The sequence below is a fragment of the Nocardia sp. CA-135953 genome, from assembly GCF_050955735.1.
GTDB lineage: Bacteria > Actinomycetota > Actinomycetes > Mycobacteriales > Mycobacteriaceae > Nocardia.
In genome coordinates, this window is sequence record NZ_CP192082.1 from 1,839,544 (window position 1) to 1,859,004 (window position 19,461).

Below are 19,461 nucleotides of genomic sequence, written 5' to 3' on the forward strand. Positions count from 1 at the left end.
TTCCGTGCGGGCCGATCGGTCCGCACGGATCAATTGCAGTCTGATCAGGCCAGCGCGGCCAATGTCTGCTTTACCGCGGCCAGCGACGGATTCGTCGCCGTGGATCCATCCGCGAACTTTACCGTCGGCACCACGTGGTTGCCGCCGTTCACACTGCCGACGAACTCGGCCGATGCGGGATCCACTTCGATATCGATCTCGACATAGCTGATACCGGACTCGTCCAACTGCTTCTTCAGTCGTCGGCAGTAGCCGCACCAGGTGGTGGAGTACATCGTCAAGGCGGGGGTCACGTCAGTCACGGACCGTTCAACATTTGACGGCCCGATCCTGTTCCATCGAACTCCGAGTCCGCGCTGACCTACCTCGCCGCCGGGCGCGACGAACCGGTGATGCAATGCGATCTGGCTGCCCACGCGGCCACCGACCCGATGATGACCTCTCAGGTTTTGCGCGCACTCGAGCAGAAGGGGCTGCTGGAGCGCCGCGACCATCCACACGACCGCGGGGCCAAGGCTCTCGCCCACACCGAAACTGGTGTGGCGCTTGCGAATCGGGCGATAGTCGCGGTCGAGAACTGCGATCACGAATTTCTTCGGCCCGCTCGACGGCGATTCGAGCGCGTTCACGGGTGCACCGCGGCGTCTACGCGATCGCTAGTCGCGTCAGCGAGCCTGCGAAACCGCGGAATTCGATCCGGACCGGGTCCCTTGTGGCACGACTTGTCGGCGGGCACTGCCATGATGTGTGTCGTGTCGGCAACCAGTACGAGCGAGCCCACCCGCCCGGAGTTGGACTCGCTGGACCCCGAACAAGCCGCGGCAGTCCGCGCGCCACGGGGTCCGGTCTGTGTGCTCGCCGGTGCCGGTACCGGCAAAACCAGGACCATCACCCATCGCATCGCACATTTGGTTTCCGCAGGACACGTCAAAGCCGACCAAGTGCTCGCGGTGACATTCACCGCGCGCGCGGCGGGGGAGATGCGCAACCGCCTGCGCGCGCTCGGCCTCGGTGGCGAGGCCAACCAGGTGCAGGCCCGCACCTTCCACGCGGCCGCGCTGCGCCAGCTCAAGTACTTCTGGCCGCAGATCGTCGGCGATGTGCCGTGGCAGTTGCTCGATCGCAAATTCCCGGTCGTGGCACAGGCCGCACATCAGGCCGGATTGTCCTCGCACACCGAAGCCGTCCGCGATCTGCTCACCGAAATCGAATGGGCGAAGGCCACTCTCATCGCACCGGAGGACTATCCGGCGGCCGTGGCCGAACACCGTCGCGAGCCGCCCTATGATCCGATGCGGGTCGCGGCCGCCTACAGCGGCTACGAAAAATTGAAGGCGACACCGGACGGTCTGCTGCTCGACTTCGACGATCTGCTGCTGCACACCGCCGCCGCGCTGGAGGATTATCCGTCGGTGGCCGACGAATTCCGCGGGCGCTACCGCAGTTTCGTGGTCGACGAATATCAGGATGTCACGCCGCTGCAGCAGCGGGTGCTCGATGCCTGGCTCGGCGACCGCGACGATCTGACCGTGGTCGGCGACGCGAACCAGACGATCTACTCGTTCACCGGCGCCACCCCGAGCTATCTGCTCGACTTCTCCCGGCGCTTTCCGGAGGCGACGGTGGTCCGCTTGGAACGCGACTATCGCTCCACACCGCAGGTGGTCTCGCTGGCCAACCGGGTGATCGGCGCCGCGCGCGGTCGCATCGCGGGCACCCGGTTGCTACTGGTAGGCCAGCGCGACGACGGCCAGGAGCCGATGTTCGCCGAATTCGACGACGGCCCGGCCGAGGCCCGTGCGGTCGCGCGGTCGATCAAGAAACTGATCGCTGCGGGCACGCCGGCCGCCGAGATCGCGGTGCTCTATCGGATCAACGCGCAGTCCGAGGCATATGAACACGCGCTGACCGAACTCGGCATCGCCTATCAAGTCCGCGGTGGTGAAGGCTTTTTCGCTCGAAATGAGGTTAGGCAAGCCGTATCCGCATTGCGTCGGGTGGCCGCTCGCGAGGATCTGCCGGGCCAGTCCCGCAGTGGTAAGGCCTTGGTTACCTTGGTGCGCGCCGCACTCGCGCCGGTCGGTCTCACCGCAACCGAACCCGCGGGTGCTCAGGCGCGCGAACGCTGGGAATCGTTGACGGCGCTGGTGCGCCTGACCGAAGAGTTGGTCGATCAGGACGACGCACTCGACCTGATCGGCCTGCTGCGCGAGTTGGCCGCGCGCGCCGAGGCCAGGCACCCACCCACCGTCCAGGGCGTAACCCTCGCGTCGTTGCACGCGGCGAAGGGGCTGGAATGGGATGCGGTATTCCTCGTCGGTGTCGCCGACGGCACGCTACCGATCGCGCATGTGCTGGGTGACGACGGTTCGGTCGCCGATCAGGCCGCCCTCGAAGAGGAACGGCGACTGCTCTATGTCGGTGTGACCAGGGCCCGCGAATTCCTGCAACTGTCCTGGGCGCTGTCACGCGGCGAGGGCAGTAGGCGCACGCGGCGGCGCTCCCGATTCCTCAACGGCCTGGTGCCCGACGACTCGCCGGCCTCGCGAATCGCCGCGCCGGTTGCCGACAGCGCCACGAATGGTGTGCGCCCCACCTGTCGGGTATGTGCCAAACCGCTGATCGGTACCTATGCCACCATGCTCGGCCGCTGCCGCCGCTGCCCGGCCGAACTCGATGCCGAGCTACTCGCGGCGCTGCAGGCGTGGCGCGAGGAGAAAGCGCAGGATCTGCGGGTGCGCGAGTTCGTCATCTGCACCGACACCACACTCACCGCGATCGCCGAGCAACTGCCCGCCGATGACCATGCACTCGCCGCGATCCCCGGAATCGGGGCGAAGAAGCTCGACCGATACGGGGCCGAGGTGTTGTCGATAGTGGCATCACGGCTGCGGTCAAGCCCACAAAACCGCAGGTAGAAAATAGGTTGTCGCGATGAGCGGCAACCCATATGGTGGGATTCACGCACCGGGAGGTCATCTCGGCGCGCAGAGTTACCGACACGAGTACAGGAGGGAGGCAGACCGATGAATGGCAATACGAACTTCAGCGCTACAGGCGTTGCAGTGAATGCTGCGCCCGTCATGTCGGCCTCCCGGGGGATCCTCGCTGCTTTGCAGGGGATCGGTCTGTCCGGCGTCGGCGTATCCGGGGATCACGGCAAAGCCATGAGCATGCATTCCCCGATTTGCGTCGTCATTCAGGACAAGCCAAGCGCGGGCTGGCACCCGGCATTTGCCCACACGGCAGAAGCCGGCGTCTTCGCAGTCGAGGCCGGATACGCACCGGCAGATCTGCAGGCACGCCTCCGCCGCACCACACACCCAGCGACCGTGATCAGGATTCGACAGAGATGTCGAACTAGGTAGGGAACACTCCCCGACCTCCTGGCCACGGATCGCCCGAAGCGAAACCGTGGCCAGTATTTTTTGTCGGCCCTTCAGCCACCACCGGCCTCGGTTTCGCGGAACGAACGAACGTACCGCTGCAAACGAGCTGAAGGAGAACGACGTGTTCACCGCAGAGAGGCCACAAGCCACTACTGACGTGACATGCCGAACCGTGGCACGGCCCACCCGTACCAGGGAGGTCACAAAGGTGCCTTGTCGAGCCGGAGATCCCGATCTCTGGTTCGCCGAGAGCCCGGTCGAGTTGGAGCAGGCCAAGGCGCTGTGCGCGTCTTGCCCCATCCGAAAGGGCTGCCTGACCGCGGCCATGGATCGGCGCGAGCCTTGGGGTGTCTGGGGTGGTGAGATCTTCGACCAGGGTGTCGTGATCGCCCGCAAGCGCCCGCGTGGACGTCCACGCAAGGTCGCGATCTCGGTATGAGATCTGTGATTCCCCTCCCTCCGGTCACTGAGGCCTATTCGGCCGGTTCGGATTCGGCCGAAACCGATCAGCACAGGGCCCAGGAACGAGAAAGCAAACAAGCCGCTCACCGTGAGATCCGGTGGGCGGCTCGTTTGCGTTCTCGGCCAAGCTTTTTCGGCTTTCAGCTCGCGGATCGCTCCTCGCGGAAGCCTGGCATCCAGGCCCGCACCAATTGCATGAACGGCAGCTCCGCATCGAGCTGGGCCAGGATGCCGACCGAACCGCCGAGCACGCGGAAGATCATCACGTACTGCGCGGGCAGTTGCAGCGCCCGCGCGGTCTTCAAATCCGGACTGCCGATATCGGAGGCCTTACCGGCCACCCGCTGCATCCACTTGCGGGTGAAGTGGAACGAATCGGTCTGGATCGGGTCGGTGAACGGCCGCAGGTAGTCGGCGATCTCCTTATCGGTGACGGTCCGGCCCGGAATCACCCAGCCGTTGTCGTACATGAGCTCGACCAGTTCATCGAAGCGTTCGTCGAGTTCCAGGGCCAGCATCCGGCCGAGGACCTCGGGGAAGCCGTCCGGCATGGGCGCGCAGGCGCCGAAATCGATGACGGCCAGTTTGCCGTCGGGCAGCATCATGAAGTTGCCGGGATGCGGATCGGCGTGCAGCAGTCCGACGGTTTCCGGTGAGGAGAAGTGGAATTTGCCCATCAGTCCGGCGACCCGATTGCGCAGCGCACGTGTGCCTTCCGGATCCTCGGCCCCCTGCTTGATGATCTGTGAGACCGGGGTGCCGTCCAGCCATTCGGTCACGATCACCTTCGGCGCGCTGGCCACCACCTTCGGCACCACGATCTCCGGATGTCCGTCGAAGGCCTTGGCGAAGGTGCGCTGGTTGGCGGCCTCGTTGCGGTAGTCGAGTTCCTCCTCGGTGCGCTCGGTGATCTCGGCCAGCAGCGGCTTCACATCCGCGCCCGGGATCACCGAGGCGAGCAGACCGGTCATCCGCGACAATGTCTTGAGGTCGGCGCGCAGCGCCTCGTCGGCGCCCGGATACTGCACCTTCACCGCGACGGTCCGGCCATCCGACCACACCGCCTTGTGCACCTGGCCGATGCTCGCCGATGCCGAGGGGGTGTCGTCGAAGGATTGAAAGCGTTGCCGCCACTGGGTGCCGAGCTGCTGGTCCAGGACCCGGTGCACGGTCTCGGCGGGCATCGGCGGCGCGGCGGCCTGCAGTTTGGTGAGTGCCTCGCGATAGTGCTCGCCGAACTCCTCGGGAACCGCGGCCTCCATGACGCTCAGCGCCTGTCCGAACTTCATCGCACCGCCCTTGAGCTCACCGAGCACGGTGAACAATTGCTCGGCGGCCTTCTGGTTCAACTGGGCGTTGATCTCCCCCTTATCGCCACCGGCCAGCTTCTTACCGAACCCGACGGCGGCTCGTCCGGCGATACCCAGCGGAATCTTGGCCAACTTGGCATTGCGGGACGAGCGACGGCGCACGATCTCAGACACGTCACCCATCATGGCGGACGGACCCGTGAAATCGCCACGACAATCTTGATGTCCTTGCTTGGCGGGCTGTAAGAATCGACACTCTCATCCAGTGCCACCAGCGAAAATGCGGCGGCATCCGCAGCCGTCGTGCTGCGGCCATTCGCGGCGCGAGATCCGGTGCGTATCGAGTTCGAGTTCGATCGTGGTGTTCATGGTGTCGAGCTGGCGCTCGGGGGAACAGTGCATGATCGCTTCGAGTTCGCCCAGCAGCAAAGCCGCTGTCGCCAGGATCCCGGCAGGTGATGCGTGCCCGACTCGACCGAGCAATTGGCTCGCCAGCTGCGGCCACTCCGGGTCGTACTCGCAACGGGTCAGGTCGAGGCAGCGCAGACAGCTCGTCAGGCCCGGAAAGACCAGTGGCCCGACGATGCCCTTGTTGCCGTCGCGAATTCGGACCTGCATATGCGGAATTCCGTGCAGCACCAGCTCATTGGCCAGGCGCGGTTCGATGACGAGCGAATCGGTCAGCACCACGAGTTCACCGTGCCAATCCAGCACCGAACAGTCGGCGCGGTAGCCGCGCGACCGGATCGGCCGCAGCCCGAGCCGCCGCAGCCCGGCCGCGACCGCATCCGAGAGCGGCCCGAGCCCGTGCACCCGCACCGAACGCACCCGCCCCAGGCGCGGATCCGGATGCAGCAGCAGCCCCGCGTCATCGATGCGATTCAGCAGCTCCGCCGCGTCCTCGGGTTCGATCCCACATTGCCCGGCCCGCCAGATGATCTGCGGGCGGCTGTGCATGCCGTCCAGCAACCGCAGAAAAGCGAGCACGGTGTCGGTATCCAATGCGGTCCGATCGAGCAACAGTGCCCGCTCCGGATCCCACCCCAACTGCACGACTCCGGACGACCGCACCAATACCGTCACTCGCGGCGCCAGCATCGGCCCGCACATTCGCCTCGTCGTCATGGCAGCAGTATGCGGATCGGGTCATCGGCGAATCAGCGCGAAACCTGCAGTAATCCACAGGAATTCGCGCTTATCAACAGGACACGTCTCAGGACGCGTCGGTGTCCTTGTCGAGGTTGGGGCCGGATTCACCGTCACCCTTCGCGGCCTCGCGTTCGGCCTTCTCGCGTGCCTCGGTCTCGGCCAACTGGGCCAGCGGATCGTCGAAGGCGTCCACCCCGCCGCCGATCACCGAATCGATGAAGCCCGCGGGGGAGTCCAGATCATTGGAATCCGGCAGCAGATCCGGATGCGCCCAGATGGCGTCCCTCGCGTCGATGCCGGCATCGGCGGTGAGCCGCCGCCACAGCGCCGCCGCCTCGCGCAGCTTGCGGGGCCGCAGCTCGAGTCCGACCAGCGTTGCGAAGGTCTGCTCGGCCGGGCCGCCGGTGGCACGGCGGCGGATCAGGGTCTCTGCGAGCGCGCCCGCACCCGGCAGGCGGTCACCGATCGCCTCGGTGACCACGACCTGTACCCAGCCCTCGATCAGGGCCAGCAGCGTTTCCAGTCGCTCCAGGGCCTGTTTCTGTTCCGGGGTGGTCTGCGGTTCGAATGCGCCCTGGGCCAGGATCTCCTCGAGCTTCGACGGATCGGTCAGCGACATCGGGTCGATATTCTGGGCCGCCGACTCCAGGGCGGAGAAGTCCATCTTGATGCCGCGCGCATAGTCCTCGACCGCGCCGAGTACCTGCTGACGCAGCCACGGCACATGTGCGAACAGGCGCTGGTGGGCGGCCTCGCGGGCCGCGAGGAAGACCAGGATCTCGCTTTCCGGCTGCTCGAGTCCGGCGCTGAACTCCGAGATCGCCGCGGGCAGCAGCGCCGCGATGCCGGTCGGGCCGAGCGGCAGTCCGATATCGGTGGAGGTCAGCACCTCCTTGGCGAGTTGGCCGAGGGCCTGCCCGAGCTGGGAGCCGAAGGCGAGTCCGCCCATCTGCCCGAGCATGCCGACCACGGGACCGGCGAACTCGCGCGCCTCTTCCGGCAACTGCGAGGTCCACATGCCGGAGATCTGCTCGGCCACCGGATCACACAGCCGCTTCCAGGTCGGCAGCGTTTCCTCGATCCAGTCGTTGGCGGTCCAGGCCGCGGTTCTGGTGGCGCCCGCGGGCAGTGTGGTCGCGCCGTCGAGCCACAGTTCGGCCAGGTGTGCGGCATCGGCCACGGCCTTGACCGTGCTTTCGGAGACCGGCGTCACATTCGCGCCGAGCTGCTGGCGGGCCAATCGCTTGGCCACGTCGTAATTGACCGGGCCGGACTGCGCCGAACCCGGCTGTCCCATCCCACTGAGCATCTGGCCGAGCGAGGTGAGCATCTGTCCGAGCTGGGCCGGATCGAAACCGCCCGCGCCTGCCCCGCCGAAGCCGAACGGATCGTTCGCCCCGGCACCGCTCGGCTCGTCGCCGCGCTTGCGGTCGTCGTCATCGCGGTTCGAGAATCCGAAGGGGAGGTCACTCATACCCCAAACATTACGCGTGTGGTGTAGGGGGTCGATGTTCGCGCGGCGCGAAATCTCCGCCCGCGCGAACGCCGGTAAATGCGCCTCGCACGACCCGGCGCGGCGGCGATCATTACTGTGGTCCAGGTGAATCGTCGGATCCTGACCCTGGTGGCCGCCCTGATCCCGGTGCTCGTCCTCGGTGTGGTGGGCAGTCTGCTCACTGTGCCCTTCGTCGCACTCGGGCCGGGACCCACGTTCAATACCCTCGGCTCGGTCGACGGCAAGCAGGTCGTCGACGTCCGCGGCGCCGAAGTGGACCCGGTGACCGGTCATCTGAATATGACGACGGTCTCGGTGCGCGACGGACTCAACATCTTCGAGGCGTTCGGGTTCTGGGTCAGCGGTGAACACGGCCTGGTCCCACGCGCCGAGGTGTACCCGCCCGGCGTCCCGCGCGAGGAGATCGACAAGTCCAACCAGCAGGACTTCAAGGATTCCGAGGGCAATGCCGAGGTGGCGGCGCTGCACTTCATGAACCTGCCGACGGTGGTGCTGGTGCGCAAGGTCTCCGACGACGGGCCCGCCAAGGAGACGCTGCGGGCAGGAGACGAGTTGGTCAGCGTCAACGGCGCACCGATGACCGCGCCCAAGGATGTCGTCGCCGCAGTGTCCTCGCAGGCGCCCGGCGCGCAGATCACCGTGACCTACCGGCGCGAGAACACCGAACACACCGCGACGATCACCCTGGCCGCGCGCCCCGACGACGCGAACAAGGGCTACCTCGGCCTGACCCCGACCGAGGGTGCGCGCCCGCCCATGGAGGTCTCGTTCAATCTCGCCGATATCGGTGGACCGTCGGCCGGTCTGATGTTCAGTCTCGCGCTGATCGACAAACTCACCCCCGGTGAACTGGACGGCGGCAAGTTCGTCGCTGGGACCGGAACCATCGATCAGGACGGCAAGGTCGGCCCGATCGGCGGCATCCAGTACAAGATGATGGCCGCGCGCGACGCCGGTGCGGAGACCTTCCTGGTCCCGGCCGCCAATTGCAACGAGGCCAAACAGCGCACGCCCGAGGGCCTGCGCCTGGTGAAGGTCGAAAACCTCAGCGGCGCAGTGCAATCCCTCAGCGACATCAACGCGGGCCGGGAGACCGTCTCCTGCGGCTGATCACTCCATCGTGTGGTGCAGTGCCTCGATGAGGTTGGGCGCCAGATTCGGATAGGTGCGCAGGTCGAGATCGCCGAAGTCGTCGACATCGTCCTCGGGCTTGACCTGCAGCAGGCACAGATCCGCACCGCTGCGAAGTACCGCGGCGAACAGCCGGGCCGTGCGCCGCCCAGGATGCGTCTCGGCCGCGGCGCGCGCGGCGGCGTCGGCGGCCTCGTGATCGGCGAGCAGCGGGGTGAGCGCATCATCGAGGGTGCTCTCGGCATCCGGCGGCAACACGACGATCTCCTGGACGAGCACACAGCCGCTCACGGCATCGGGCCAACTGGTGGTCGCGAGGAATTCGTCGAGCGCCATCGATCCGCCGGTGATGTCCTCCGGGAACGACTCCTGCGCGATGGGAGTCAGCTCGCTGCCCTGATCCAGCTGATCGAGCAACCCGGGCTCGGCCGCGACCAGATCGGCGGTCGGCACCAGCGCGAACATCTGCGGCGGTCTGCCCCAACCCTCGGCATCGACGAATTCCGCCACTTCACGGACGGAACGGGCGAGGACGAGTTCGGCGTGCAGGTCTGCGGTCACACTGAACATCCTCGCACCAGCGACTATGTGTATGTAGCCAGGGCAGGCGTGATCGCGCAACCACGACGGAGCTGTCTTACGGTGGGTCAGGACGGCCACCGCGGGAACTCAGCAATCATTACTGTCTTACGAGCGAGGAGTTCGCGGCCCGTCTCGCGTCCGAGCCGTCGAAGCGCATGCGACGAAGTCGCGAGTCTCGAGGCTCGGACGCGAGACAAAGAGGGGCCGCGAACACCGCAGCGCCGAAGGCGCTGCCAATGTCACAGTCCGATTCCGTAGAGTGGGCCGAAACGGTCCCTTTGGACCGCCTGCAACATCGGACTGCGGTGTCACGGCCGAGAACATCGGTGCGCGCGCCGCCGGACCTTGGAGAGTGGCATCGTGGGCATGCGGCCCCCCACCGGCTTACCTTCGTTGTCCCGACGCAGCCGAGTGCTGCTGGTGGCGGCCATCATTCTGGCGGCGCTGTTGCTGCTGGGACCGCGGCTGACCGACGCCTATACGAACTGGTTGTGGTTCGGCGAGGTCGGTTTCCGCAGCGTCTATCTCACCGTGCTGCGCACGCGGATCCTGTCGTTCATCGCCGTCGCGCTGTTCGTCGGTCTGGTCGTCTGGTTGGCGCTGCTGCTGGCCTATCGGACCAGGCCGGTATTCGTGCCGGTGGCGGGGCCGAACGATCCGATCGCGCGTTACCGCACCACCGTGATGAGTCGGCTCAAGCTGTTCGGTATCGGCATCCCGCTGCTGGTCGGCGTGCTCTCCGGACTGGTGGCGCAGTCGAATTGGGTCACTGTGCAGCTGTTCCTCAATGGCGACTCGTTCGGCCAGAAGGATCCGCAGTTCGGTCTCGATGTCGGGTTCTATGCCTTCGACCTGCCGTTCTATCGGATGGTGCTGAACTGGCTGTTCGTCGCGGTGGTCATCGCATTCTTCGCCAGCCTGGTGACGCACTATGTCTTCGGCGGTCTGCGCCTGTCCGGGCGCGAGGGTACGCTGACCCGGCCCGCGCGCATTCAGCTCGCGGTGATCGCCGGAATCTTCGTGCTGCTCAAGGCGATTGCCTACTGGTTCGACCGCTACGAGCTGCTGTCGAGTAGTCGTAAGGAGCCGACCTTCACCGGTGGTTCCTACACCGATATCAACGCCGTGCTGCCCGCGAAGCTGATCCTGCTGTCCATCGCGGTGATCTGTGCGATCGCCTTCTTCGCCGGCATCGTGTTGCGCGATCTGCGGGTGCCCGCGATGGCGGCCGCGCTCCTCGTGCTCTCCTCGGTCCTGGTCGGCGCGGTATGGCCGCTGGTCGTGGAGCAGTTCTCGGTGCGTCCGAACGCGGCCGACAAAGAGAGTGAGTACATCGAACGCAATATCGCCGCGACCAGGCAGGCGTTCGGCATCACCTCGGACAAGATCGAGTACAAGGACTACAAGGGCGACAGTTCGAAGAGCCCGCTGGAAGTTCCGGTCGACGCGGCGACCATCGGCAATGCGCGCCTGCTCGACCCGAATATCTTGTCGCCCACCTTCACCCAGCTCAAGCAGCTGAAGAACTTCTACGGCTTCCCGGAGTCGCTGGATATCGACCGCTACGCTCTCAACGGCGATATCCAGGACTACATCGTGGCCGCCCGCGAGCTGCACCCGTCGGCGCTGAGCGGTAATCAGACCGACTGGATCAACAAGCACACCGTCTACACCCACGGCAACGGCTTCGTCGCGGCGCCCGCCAACCGGGTCAACCGGCCGCAGTACGAGGACCCCAACGCCAATACCGGCGGCAGCAGCGACAGCGGCTACCCGATCTTCCTGGTCAGCGACCTGTTCAACTCGACCGACCAGCAGCAGATCAAGGTCGAACAGCCGCGCGTCTACTACGGCGAGCTGATCTCGCAGTCCAATCCGGACTACGCGATCGTCGGCGCCGTGAACGGTTCGCAGCCGCGCGAATACGATTCCGACACAGCGCAATTCACCTACAACGGCAAGGGTGGCGTGTCGATCGGGAACTGGTTCAACCGGTTGGCCTTCGCGGCCAAGTACACCGAGCGCAATCTGCTGTTCTCCTCGGCCATCGGGGACAACTCCAAGATCATCTTCAACCGTAGCCCGCGCGAGCGGGTCCAGAAGGTCGCGCCCTGGCTGACCACCGACGGCAATGCCTATCCGGCAGTCGTCAACGGCCGGATCCAGTGGATTGTCGACGCGTACACCACGCTGGACAACTACCCGTACGCGCAGACCACCTCGCTGGAGGGTGCGGTCGAGGACAGCATCGATAAGAAGACCGGAAGGCTGTTGCCGCGCAAGGAGGTCAGCTACATCCGCAACTCGGTAAAGGCCACCGTCGACGCCTACGACGGCACGGTGACCCTCTACGAGGTGGACCCCACCGACCCGGTGCTGAAGGCCTGGCGCGGTGTGTTCCCTGGCGCGGTCAAGCCGCAGAGCGAGATCTCGCCGGAACTGCGCGCGCACTTCCGCTATCCAGAGGATCTGTTCAAGGTACAGCGCGAAATGCTGACCAAGTACCATGTGGACAATCCGCGAGAGTTCTTCACCAACAACGCTTTCTGGTCGGTGCCGAGCGATCCGACCACCGAGGGCGGCACCTTCAACCAGCCGCCGTATTACGTGCTGCTGGGTGACGCGGCGGCGAACAATAAGCCGGTATTCAATCTGACCAGCGCCATGGTGGGCTACAACCGGCAGTTCCTGTCCGCCTATATTTCGGTGCGCTCGGATCCGGACGGCTACGGCAAATTCACGATCTTGCAATTGCCGACCGATACGCAGACACAGGGTCCGCAGCAAACGCAGAACAGTATGACGACGGCGCCCGAAGTCTCCAGTCAGAAAACGCTGCTGTCGAACTCGAACAAGATCAGATATGGCAATCTGCTGACCTTGCCGATCGCCGACGGCGGAATCCTTTATGTTGAGCCGTTTTACAACGAGCGAAATACCGGTGCGGGCAGTTCCACCTTCCCGCAGCTGCTGCGGGTACTGGTGAGCTATCGCGATGTGGCGGGCAGCGTGAAGGTCGGCTTCGCCTCCACGCTGGCCGATGCGCTGAATCAGGTGCTGCCGGGGACCGGTTCGCTGGCCACCCCGTTCGGCGGTGATCCGGCCAGCAGGCCGAAACCGGGTACCACTCCACCGACGGATCACGGCGCCACGCCGCCGACGCAGGGCACAACACCGCCGACACAGGGCAGCACGCCGCCGCCGGCGACCGGATCCGCCGCCAAGGATGCCGCGGCCGCGGAGCTGAGCAAGAAGATCGAGAATGTGCGAAATGCCATGAAGTCCGGGAACTTCCAGGACTTCGGCAAGGCGCTGGAGGAGCTGGACGCCGCGGTGAAGGCGTATCAGGACGCCGGTCGCTGATCCGATGAGAACGGCCCCGTCACCCGGTTCGGGGCGGGGCCGTTCTCATCGACGTCGATCTCGGCGCCGTTGCCGAGTGACGTCGGATTCCTACGTCAGCGACCGAACGAGTCGATCAGTGCGCCGTTCTGGTCAAGCAGCTGCTGGTACTGGGCCTCGAGGCCGTTCTGCTTGGCCAGCTGGTAGCCCGCCGACTTGGCCTGCTCGATGGCGGACTTGACATTGGTGGCCAGGGCGGGGGCGGCTTCGGCAGGGGCGGCTTCGGCGGGCGCGGCGGGTTCCGGCTCGACGACGGCCGGGGCACTCGGCTGGGACTCACCGGCACGCAGGTACTGACCGCAGACCGGCCAGGCGCCCGCACCCTGGGTGGCGAGCACATTCTCGGCCACCCGGATCTGCTCTTCCTTGCTGGCATGGTTGGCGGAACCGGCGCCACCGTTGGCCGCCCAGGTGCTCTGCGAGAATTGCAGACCGCCGTAGTAGCCATTTCCGGTGTTGATACCCCAGTTGCCACCGCTTTCGCACTGCGCGACGCCGTCCCAATTGTGGGTCGGGGCGGCGGCCGCGGTGCCGGTGGAAAGACCGAACGGGACGGCAACGATTGCGCCGGTGACAGCGGCATAGCCGAGGGCGCGGGTGCTGAGCTTTCGGTGTTTCGACATGTTGTATTCCCTCCCTGCGCCCACCGCCCCCGGTAATGCGAAAGCCGAGTCCCTGCCCCCAGGCGTGTCGGGGATCCTCGAACCGCGGGACAGGGTCGCCGGTGTTCGGCGGTTCGAGTTCGAGCCCATCACGTTTGATCCGGGCCGCGAATCGACGGTAACGAAGAAATCTCGGCAGATCACATCTTGATAACTTCGCAATTGCATGATGCGAATAACGTGTATACCGGTGTTTGCGCAGGTCGCAAATGCCATAAGAATGGATTCTGGACGGTCGGTTATAGCACCGTTATGTGTTCGGGATCACTACGAAATAGTGGCCCAGGTCACGTTTGAAACCATTGGTCGACCGGTCCGTTGCGTTCTGAACGACTTTCGCCGCCGCCTCGCTCGGGTTCGGTGGATGGATTCGGCGGATGTCCGCTACCGCCCCTCGGAGCAGTCCGTGTGCAACCTCACACGCTCGACCGCGACCCCGCATTCGGCCCGCTGACCAGGGCAAACCCCCCGGAAGATAAGCGATTTGCCTTCCGTGCGTAGACGTGTGTAATGTTGTGTTTACCGACGCGGGGTGGAGCAGCTCGGTAGCTCGCTGGGCTCATAACCCAGAGGTCGCAGGTTCAAATCCTGTCCCCGCTACTAGGGAAAAGGCCCGGAACAGAAATGTTCCGGGCCTTTTTCGTTGGTGCTCGAGCGCATACCGGGAACCGTGGGCCGGGCTCCCCGATCCGGCTCGGGGACCGATCAAACGGCCGATCGGCCCGAATCTTCGAGGTAGGCGACGATGGCATTGGTCAGTTCGCGTCGGGCCTTGTCGAGGTCGGAGTAGGTGCCGAGTTGGCGTTCGGAGTTGATGCCGCGCATCGCGCCGGGATGAGCGCTGCGATCTCCTCCACGCGCGCCGGCCCACGCCGAGGTCTGCGAAGCCGTTTTGGCAGGTCTCTGGCCAACCCCGGCCCCCCGATGCGGCACATAGGTTCTCGATCGCCCGGGCGTATTCCCCGACGAGGACCTTTATGTGAAGGCGCTCCAAGCGGGTATCGACATCGTCACCACCGCGGACTGGATCACCGGTTGGCATCGCGACACCAACCACCCGCCTCCGTCGGCACCGATACCCCGACATCCTCGACGATCAATTGCTCGACTAGGCGCGCCGTTTGCCGGTGCCGTCCCCGGGTACCGCTGGGGTATGACGCCAAGCCATGATCTCCGGGGGCTCGGATTGCCCGAAACGATCTCGGTGGCGCTATTCGACCTCGACGGTGTGTTGACCGATACCGCGGCGGTGCACCGGCGGGCGTGGAAGGCGGTCTTCGACGAGTTTCTGGCCGGTCGCAGTCCCGGCCCGTTCCACCCGTTCACCGATGCCGACTATCTGGGCTATGTGGACGGTCGCTCGCGGGCGGACGGTATCCGGGAGTTCCTGAAGTCGCGCGGGATCACACTGCCCGAGGGGGAACCCGATGCGGCGGAGGGGCAGCCGACCGTGCACGGGCTCGGTAATCGGAAGAATCGGCTGCTGCTGTCGTTCCTCGAACGCGACGGGGTGCACGTCTATCCGGGGTCGCTGACCTATCTGAACGGGGCACGCGCGGCCGGATTGCGCACGGGTGTGGTTACCGCTTCGGCGAATGCCCATGAGGTGTTGGCGGTCGCGGATCTGACCCGGTTCGTCGATGTGTGTATCGACGGGGTCGAGATCGCCGGCCGCGGTCTGCGCGGCAAACCCGCGCCGGACGCATTTCTGGCGGCCGCGGAGGCGCTGGACGCCAAGCCGGAACAGGCCGCGGCATACGAGGATGCCATCGCCGGGGTGCGGGCCGGCCGGGCCGCGGACTTCGGATATGTGGTCGGCGTCGATCGAGTGCGCGATGGTACGCAGGCCGAGGCATTGCGTCGGGCGGGTGCGGATGTGGTCGTCACCGATCTGGCCGAGCTCGGGCCACCGCAATGACTACCGACTGCCGTGGCTTCGAGATCGCGCCATGGCACTTGCGTTGGTGTGGACTGGATCTCGAGGCATTGCACCGAACCGAGTCGATCTTCGCGCTCGCCAACGGACATCTCGGGCTGCGCGGAACTTTTGAGGAGGGGGAGCCGGTCGGCAAGCCGGGGACCTACCTCAACGGCTTCTACGAGAATCGCCAATTGCCTTATGCCGAAGCGGGATACGGCTATCCGGAGGAGGGCCAGACCCTCGTCGATGTGACCGACGGGAAGATCATCAGGCTGCTCGTCGAGGACGAGCCGATGGATATGCGCTACGGCGAGGCCGTCGAACACGAACGGGTGCTGGACTTCCGGTCCGGCACGCTGCGGCGCAACACGGTCTGGACCTCGCCGACGGGGCGGTGCGTGCGCATCCGCTCGGAGCGCCTGGTGTCGTTCACCGAACGCGCCTTGGCCGCGATCCGCTACGAGGTCGAGCCGCTCGACGACGATCTCGAGCTGGTCATCCAATCGGATCTGCTTGCCAATGAACCGGTTCCGACCGCGCACAACGACCCTCGGCTCGCCGCGGCGCTGGACCGCCCGCTGGTGGCGGACTTCTGCGCGGCCCGTGATTTCGGCGCGGTACTCGTGCACCACACCCGCCGCTCCGGGCTGCACATGGCCGCGGCCATGGACCACGAACTCGAGGTCGACGCGACCCCGCGCTGCGGTGTGCACGCCGAGGAAGACTTGGCGCGCTTGACGATTGCGGTCGATGTCGCGAAGGGCCGGTGCGTGCGATTGACGAAGTATCTCGGCTACGGATGGTCTAGTCGACGTTCGGTACCGGCGCTGCGGGCCCAGGTGGAGGCGGCATTGGCGGCAGGTCTCGAGACCGGCTGGGATACGTTGCTGGCCCGGCAGCGCGAGTACCTGGACAACTTCTGGTCCACCGCCGATATCGAGATCGACGGGGATCCCGAACTCCAGCAGGCCGTCCGATTCGCGCTGTTCCACGTATTGCAGGCGGGTGCACGCGGTGAGACGCGCGCGATACCGTCCAAGGGCCTGACCGGGCCGGGCTATGACGGCCATTCATTCTGGGACACAGAGACTTTCGTATTGCCGGTATTGACCTACACGATGCCGGTGGCGGCGGGCGACGCACTGCGGTGGCGCCACGCCACCCTCGACCGGGCCCGTCGGCGCGCACACGAACTCGGCCATACCGGAGCGATGTTCCCGTGGCGCTCCATCAACGGCGACGAGGGTTCCGGTTACTGGCCGACCGGCACGGCGGCGGTGCACGTCAATGCCGATATCGCCGATGCGGTGGTCCGATACCTCGGCGCGACCGGTGACGAGCACTTCGAAAGAGGGTGCGGTGTCGAGCTTTTGGTGGAGACCGCGCGCTCGTGGGTGAGCCAGGGCCATTACGACACGGCGGGGAACTTCCGGATCGACGGCGTGACGGGCCCCGACGAATACTCCGCGCTTGCCGACAACAACATCTATACGAATCTGATGGCGCAGCGGAACCTCGACGAAGCCGCCGAAGCCTGCGTGCGTCAACCGGATATCGCCGAGCAGTTGGCAGTCGATGCGGAGGAGATCCGCGGCTGGCGCGACCGCGCCAAATGTATGTACCTGCCCTATAACGAGAAACTCGGGGTGCACGAGCAATCCGAGGGCTTCACCGAACACGCCCGCTGGGACTTCGCCGCGACTCCGCCGGAGAAGTATCCGCTGATGATGCATTACCCGTACTTCGATCTGTATCGCAAGCAGGTCGTCAAGCAGGCCGACCTGAGCTTGGCAATGTACTTGTGCCCCAAGGCTTTCACTCCCGAGCAGAAGGCGCGCAACTTCGATTACTACGAGGCGTTGACCGTCCGCGATTCCTCGCTGTCGGCCGCCGGCCAGTCCGTTATGGCCGCTGAGGTCGGCCACCTCTCGCTCGCCTTCGACTATTTCGCCGAAGCCGCACTGACCGACCTGCACGATCTGCATCACAATGTCGCCAACGGCCTGCACATGGCCTCACTCGCCGGAGCATGGCTGTGCTGCGTCTTCGGTTTCGGCGGCATGCGTGACCACGGTGGTGAATTGAGTTTCGCACCACGACTTCCCGCGAATATCGAGCGCCTGGCCTTCCGGATCATCTGGCGCGGCAGTGGTATAGCCGTCGAGATCACCGGCGATTCCGCGACTTATCGACTGCTGTCCGGAGATTCGGTCGTCCTGCGCCACCACGGTCGCTACGCGACGCTCGGCGATATCGCGGTGACGCTGCCGATTCCGCGGCAATCCGATCGACCCGAGCCATTGCTACCCGAGGGACGGGCGCCGTATCGGCGGGGGTAGCGGTACGAAGGAGCGGTCATGCCATCGTTCACCGAATCCGAGTATTGGTTGGGCAGACTGGTTTTCCAGCACGGTCTGGCCGTCATCTACCTGATCGCCTTCGTCGCGGCGGCGCGGCAATTCCGCGCACTCATCGGTGCGACGGGGATGTTGCCGGTGCCCCGATTCGTCCGGCGGGTCGAATTTCGCCGGGCGCCCAGCATTTTTCATTTCCACTATTCGGACCGGTTCTTCGCCGGTCTCGCGTGGTCCGGTGCCGCGCTATCGGCCGCGGTGGTAGCGGGAGTGCTGAATCTGGTGCCGTTGTGGGCGGCGATGCTGATGTGGGCGATGCTGTGGGCGCTGTACCTGTCGATCGTCAATGTGGGGCAGGCGTGGTACGCGTTCGGATGGGAATCGCTGCTGCTGGAGGCCGGATTCCTGGCGATTTTCCTCGGCAATGATCGAGTCGCGCCGCCGGTGCTGGTGTTGTGGTTGGCGCGCTGGCTGCTGTTCCGGGTGGAGTTCGGCGCCGGTCTGATCAAGATGCGCGGCGATTCCTGCTGGCGCGATCTGACCTGTCTGTACTACCACCACGAGACCCAGCCGATGCCCGGCCCGCTGAGCTGGTTCTTCCACCGCCTGCCCAAACCGCTGCATCGTGCGGAGGTGGCGGCCAACCATTTCGCCCAGCTCGTCGTGCCCTGGGGACTTTTCGCACCGCAGCCGGTGGCGAGCGTGGCCGCCGCGGTCATCATCGTGACGCAGCTGTGGCTGGTGCTTTCCGGCAACTTCGCCTGGTTGAACTGGGTGACGATCGTATTGGCCAGCACCGTGATCGATGTGTCTTCGGCGAAAGCGATATTGCCCGTGCCGGATCCGCCGTCGATGCCCGGGGCGCCGCCCTGGTTCGCCGGTCTGGTGCTGGCGTGCACCGTCGTGGTGATGCTGCTGAGCTACTGGCCCGCCCGCAATCTGCTTTCGCGTCAGCAGCGAATGAATGCGTCCTTCAACCCCTTGCACCTGGTCAATACCTATGGCGCGTTCGGCAGTATCGGCCGCACCCGCGAGGAGGTGGTGTTCGAGGGCACCGACGAGGAGGAGATCACCGATCGGACGCTGTGGCGGGAGTACGAGTTCAAGGGTAAGCCGGGGAATCCACGCCGATGGCCACGGCAGTGGGCGCCGTATCACCTCAGGCTGGACTGGCTGATGTGGTTCGCCGCGATCTCCCCGTCCTACGCCCGCGGCTGGTTGCTCGCCTTTGTCGAACGACTGCTACGCAATGACCCCGCGACGCTGCGATTACTGCGCCGCTGTCCCTTCCCCGACTCGCCACCGACCTATGTGCGGGCGCGAATCTACCTGTACCGCTTTGCAACTCGCGCCGAACTCCAGCAGGAACACATGCTGTGGCGGCGCACCCTGGTCGGTGAGTACCTGCCGCCGATGGCGCTGGGTCAGTATTGATGTCCTCTCGCGCCTGAAACCGCGCGAAGGCCGAACCTGGATCGCCGACCGGTGAGCCGGCTCGGATCCGCGCTGGGATATCGCCGCGGCGGCACCCCTGCCGCCGACCGCTGTGCCGGGGTGAACCGTGTACCGCGCTGAACCGTGAG

Annotated in this window: 13 protein-coding genes, 1 tRNA gene and 1 pseudogene; 8 read left to right on the forward strand and 7 right to left on the reverse strand. The window is 65.5% G+C overall.

What is annotated here, in order from left to right; translation table 11 throughout:
- Positions 1-44: 44 nt before the first annotated feature.
- Positions 45-275, reverse strand: coding sequence for a mycoredoxin (locus ACQPXH_RS08395; RefSeq protein WP_433603375.1), 231 nt, complete (start codon positions 273-275; stop codon positions 45-47).
- A gap of 468 nt (positions 276-743) precedes the next feature.
- Here ACQPXH_RS08395 and ACQPXH_RS08400 point away from each other — a divergent pair, with 468 nt between their 5' ends.
- Positions 744-2,918, forward strand: coding sequence for an ATP-dependent DNA helicase UvrD2 (locus tag ACQPXH_RS08400; protein WP_433603376.1), 2,175 nt, complete (start codon positions 744-746; stop codon positions 2,916-2,918).
- Positions 2,919-3,561: 643 nt separating this feature from the next.
- Positions 3,562-3,828, forward strand: a complete 267-nt coding sequence (locus ACQPXH_RS08405; RefSeq protein ID WP_433601716.1) for a WhiB family transcriptional regulator — start codon at positions 3,562-3,564, stop codon at positions 3,826-3,828.
- Positions 3,829-3,991: 163 nt separating this feature from the next.
- On the opposite strand, the gene ACQPXH_RS08410 is transcribed toward ACQPXH_RS08405, so the two are convergent.
- From ACQPXH_RS08410 to ACQPXH_RS08420, 3 genes are all read right to left on the reverse strand, one after another.
- Positions 3,992-5,344, reverse strand: a complete 1,353-nt coding sequence (locus ACQPXH_RS08410; protein ID WP_433601717.1) for an ABC1 kinase family protein — start codon at positions 5,342-5,344, stop codon at positions 3,992-3,994.
- Positions 5,345-5,419: 75 nt separating this feature from the next.
- Positions 5,420-6,259 (reverse strand): hypothetical protein, encoded by an 840-nt coding sequence (locus ACQPXH_RS08415; protein ID WP_433601718.1) that lies wholly within the window; start codon positions 6,257-6,259, stop codon positions 5,420-5,422.
- A gap of 115 nt (positions 6,260-6,374) precedes the next feature.
- Entirely contained in the window at positions 6,375-7,784 is a 1,410-nt protein-coding gene (locus ACQPXH_RS08420) for a zinc-dependent metalloprotease (RefSeq protein ID WP_433601719.1), read from the reverse strand.
- A gap of 126 nt (positions 7,785-7,910) precedes the next feature.
- Between ACQPXH_RS08420 and ACQPXH_RS08425 the strand changes: the two genes are divergently transcribed.
- The gene (locus tag ACQPXH_RS08425; RefSeq protein WP_433601720.1) at positions 7,911-8,936 is read left to right on the forward strand and encodes a YlbL family protein; all 1,026 of its coding nucleotides are present in this window, start codon (positions 7,911-7,913) and stop codon (positions 8,934-8,936) included.
- Here ACQPXH_RS08425 and ACQPXH_RS08430 read toward each other — a convergent pair whose 3' ends face one another.
- Positions 8,937-9,518 (reverse strand): PPA1309 family protein, encoded by a 582-nt coding sequence (locus ACQPXH_RS08430; RefSeq protein ID WP_373864749.1) that lies wholly within the window; start codon positions 9,516-9,518, stop codon positions 8,937-8,939.
- A 381-nt stretch (positions 9,519-9,899) separates the two neighbouring features.
- Here ACQPXH_RS08430 and ACQPXH_RS08435 point away from each other — a divergent pair, with 381 nt between their 5' ends.
- Positions 9,900-12,902 (forward strand): UPF0182 family protein, encoded by a 3,003-nt coding sequence (locus ACQPXH_RS08435; protein ID WP_433601721.1) that lies wholly within the window; start codon positions 9,900-9,902, stop codon positions 12,900-12,902.
- Positions 12,903-12,997: 95 nt separating this feature from the next.
- Here the strand turns inward: ACQPXH_RS08435 and ACQPXH_RS08440 are convergent, their stop codons facing one another.
- Positions 12,998-13,564, reverse strand: a complete 567-nt coding sequence (locus tag ACQPXH_RS08440) for a transglycosylase family protein (RefSeq protein ID WP_433601722.1) — start codon at positions 13,562-13,564, stop codon at positions 12,998-13,000.
- 565 nt (positions 13,565-14,129) lie between these two features.
- Between ACQPXH_RS08440 and ACQPXH_RS08445 the strand changes: the two genes are divergently transcribed.
- Positions 14,130-14,203: transfer RNA gene (locus tag ACQPXH_RS08445), tRNA-Met, on the forward strand.
- Positions 14,204-14,308: 105 nt separating this feature from the next.
- On the opposite strand, the pseudogene ACQPXH_RS08450 reads toward ACQPXH_RS08445, so the two are convergent.
- Positions 14,309-14,531 (reverse strand): annotated as a pseudogene (locus ACQPXH_RS08450) (TetR/AcrR family transcriptional regulator); the annotation flags it as partial.
- Between the two features lie 225 nt (positions 14,532-14,756).
- Here ACQPXH_RS08450 and ACQPXH_RS08455 point away from each other — a divergent pair.
- Genes ACQPXH_RS08455 through ACQPXH_RS08465 form a run of 3 tightly spaced genes read left to right on the forward strand, consistent with a single transcriptional unit; the run spans position 14,757 to position 19,312 of the window.
- Positions 14,757-15,521 (forward strand): HAD family hydrolase, encoded by a 765-nt coding sequence (locus ACQPXH_RS08455; RefSeq protein WP_433601723.1) that lies wholly within the window; start codon positions 14,757-14,759, stop codon positions 15,519-15,521.
- Positions 15,518-17,863, forward strand: a complete 2,346-nt coding sequence (locus tag ACQPXH_RS08460) for a glycoside hydrolase family 65 protein (RefSeq protein ID WP_433601724.1) — start codon at positions 15,518-15,520, stop codon at positions 17,861-17,863. Before ACQPXH_RS08455 ends, ACQPXH_RS08460 begins: the two co-directional genes overlap by 4 nt.
- 18 nt (positions 17,864-17,881) lie before the next feature.
- Positions 17,882-19,312 (forward strand): lipase maturation factor family protein, encoded by a 1,431-nt coding sequence (locus ACQPXH_RS08465; protein ID WP_433601725.1) that lies wholly within the window; start codon positions 17,882-17,884, stop codon positions 19,310-19,312.
- Positions 19,313-19,461 lie beyond the last annotated feature (149 nt).

Coding starts and splice junctions, on each gene's coding strand:
- ACQPXH_RS08395 (WP_433603375.1), bottom strand. CDS start 275: ATGTACTCCACCACCTGGTGCGGCTACTGCCGACGACTGAAGAAGCAG.
- ACQPXH_RS08440 (WP_433601722.1), bottom strand. CDS start 13,564: ATGTCGAAACACCGAAAGCTCAGCACCCGCGCCCTCGGCTATGCCGCT.
- ACQPXH_RS08455 (WP_433601723.1), top strand. CDS start 14,757: ATGACGCCAAGCCATGATCTCCGGGGGCTCGGATTGCCCGAAACGATC.
- ACQPXH_RS08465 (WP_433601725.1), top strand. CDS start 17,882: ATGCCATCGTTCACCGAATCCGAGTATTGGTTGGGCAGACTGGTTTTC.
- ACQPXH_RS08415 (WP_433601718.1), bottom strand. CDS start 6,259: ATGCTGGCGCCGCGAGTGACGGTATTGGTGCGGTCGTCCGGAGTCGTG.
- ACQPXH_RS08420 (WP_433601719.1), bottom strand. CDS start 7,784: ATGAGTGACCTCCCCTTCGGATTCTCGAACCGCGATGACGACGACCGC.
- ACQPXH_RS08410 (WP_433601717.1), bottom strand. CDS start 5,344: ATGGGTGACGTGTCTGAGATCGTGCGCCGTCGCTCGTCCCGCAATGCC.
- ACQPXH_RS08400 (WP_433603376.1), top strand. CDS start 744: ATGTGTGTCGTGTCGGCAACCAGTACGAGCGAGCCCACCCGCCCGGAG.
- ACQPXH_RS08460 (WP_433601724.1), top strand. CDS start 15,518: ATGACTACCGACTGCCGTGGCTTCGAGATCGCGCCATGGCACTTGCGT.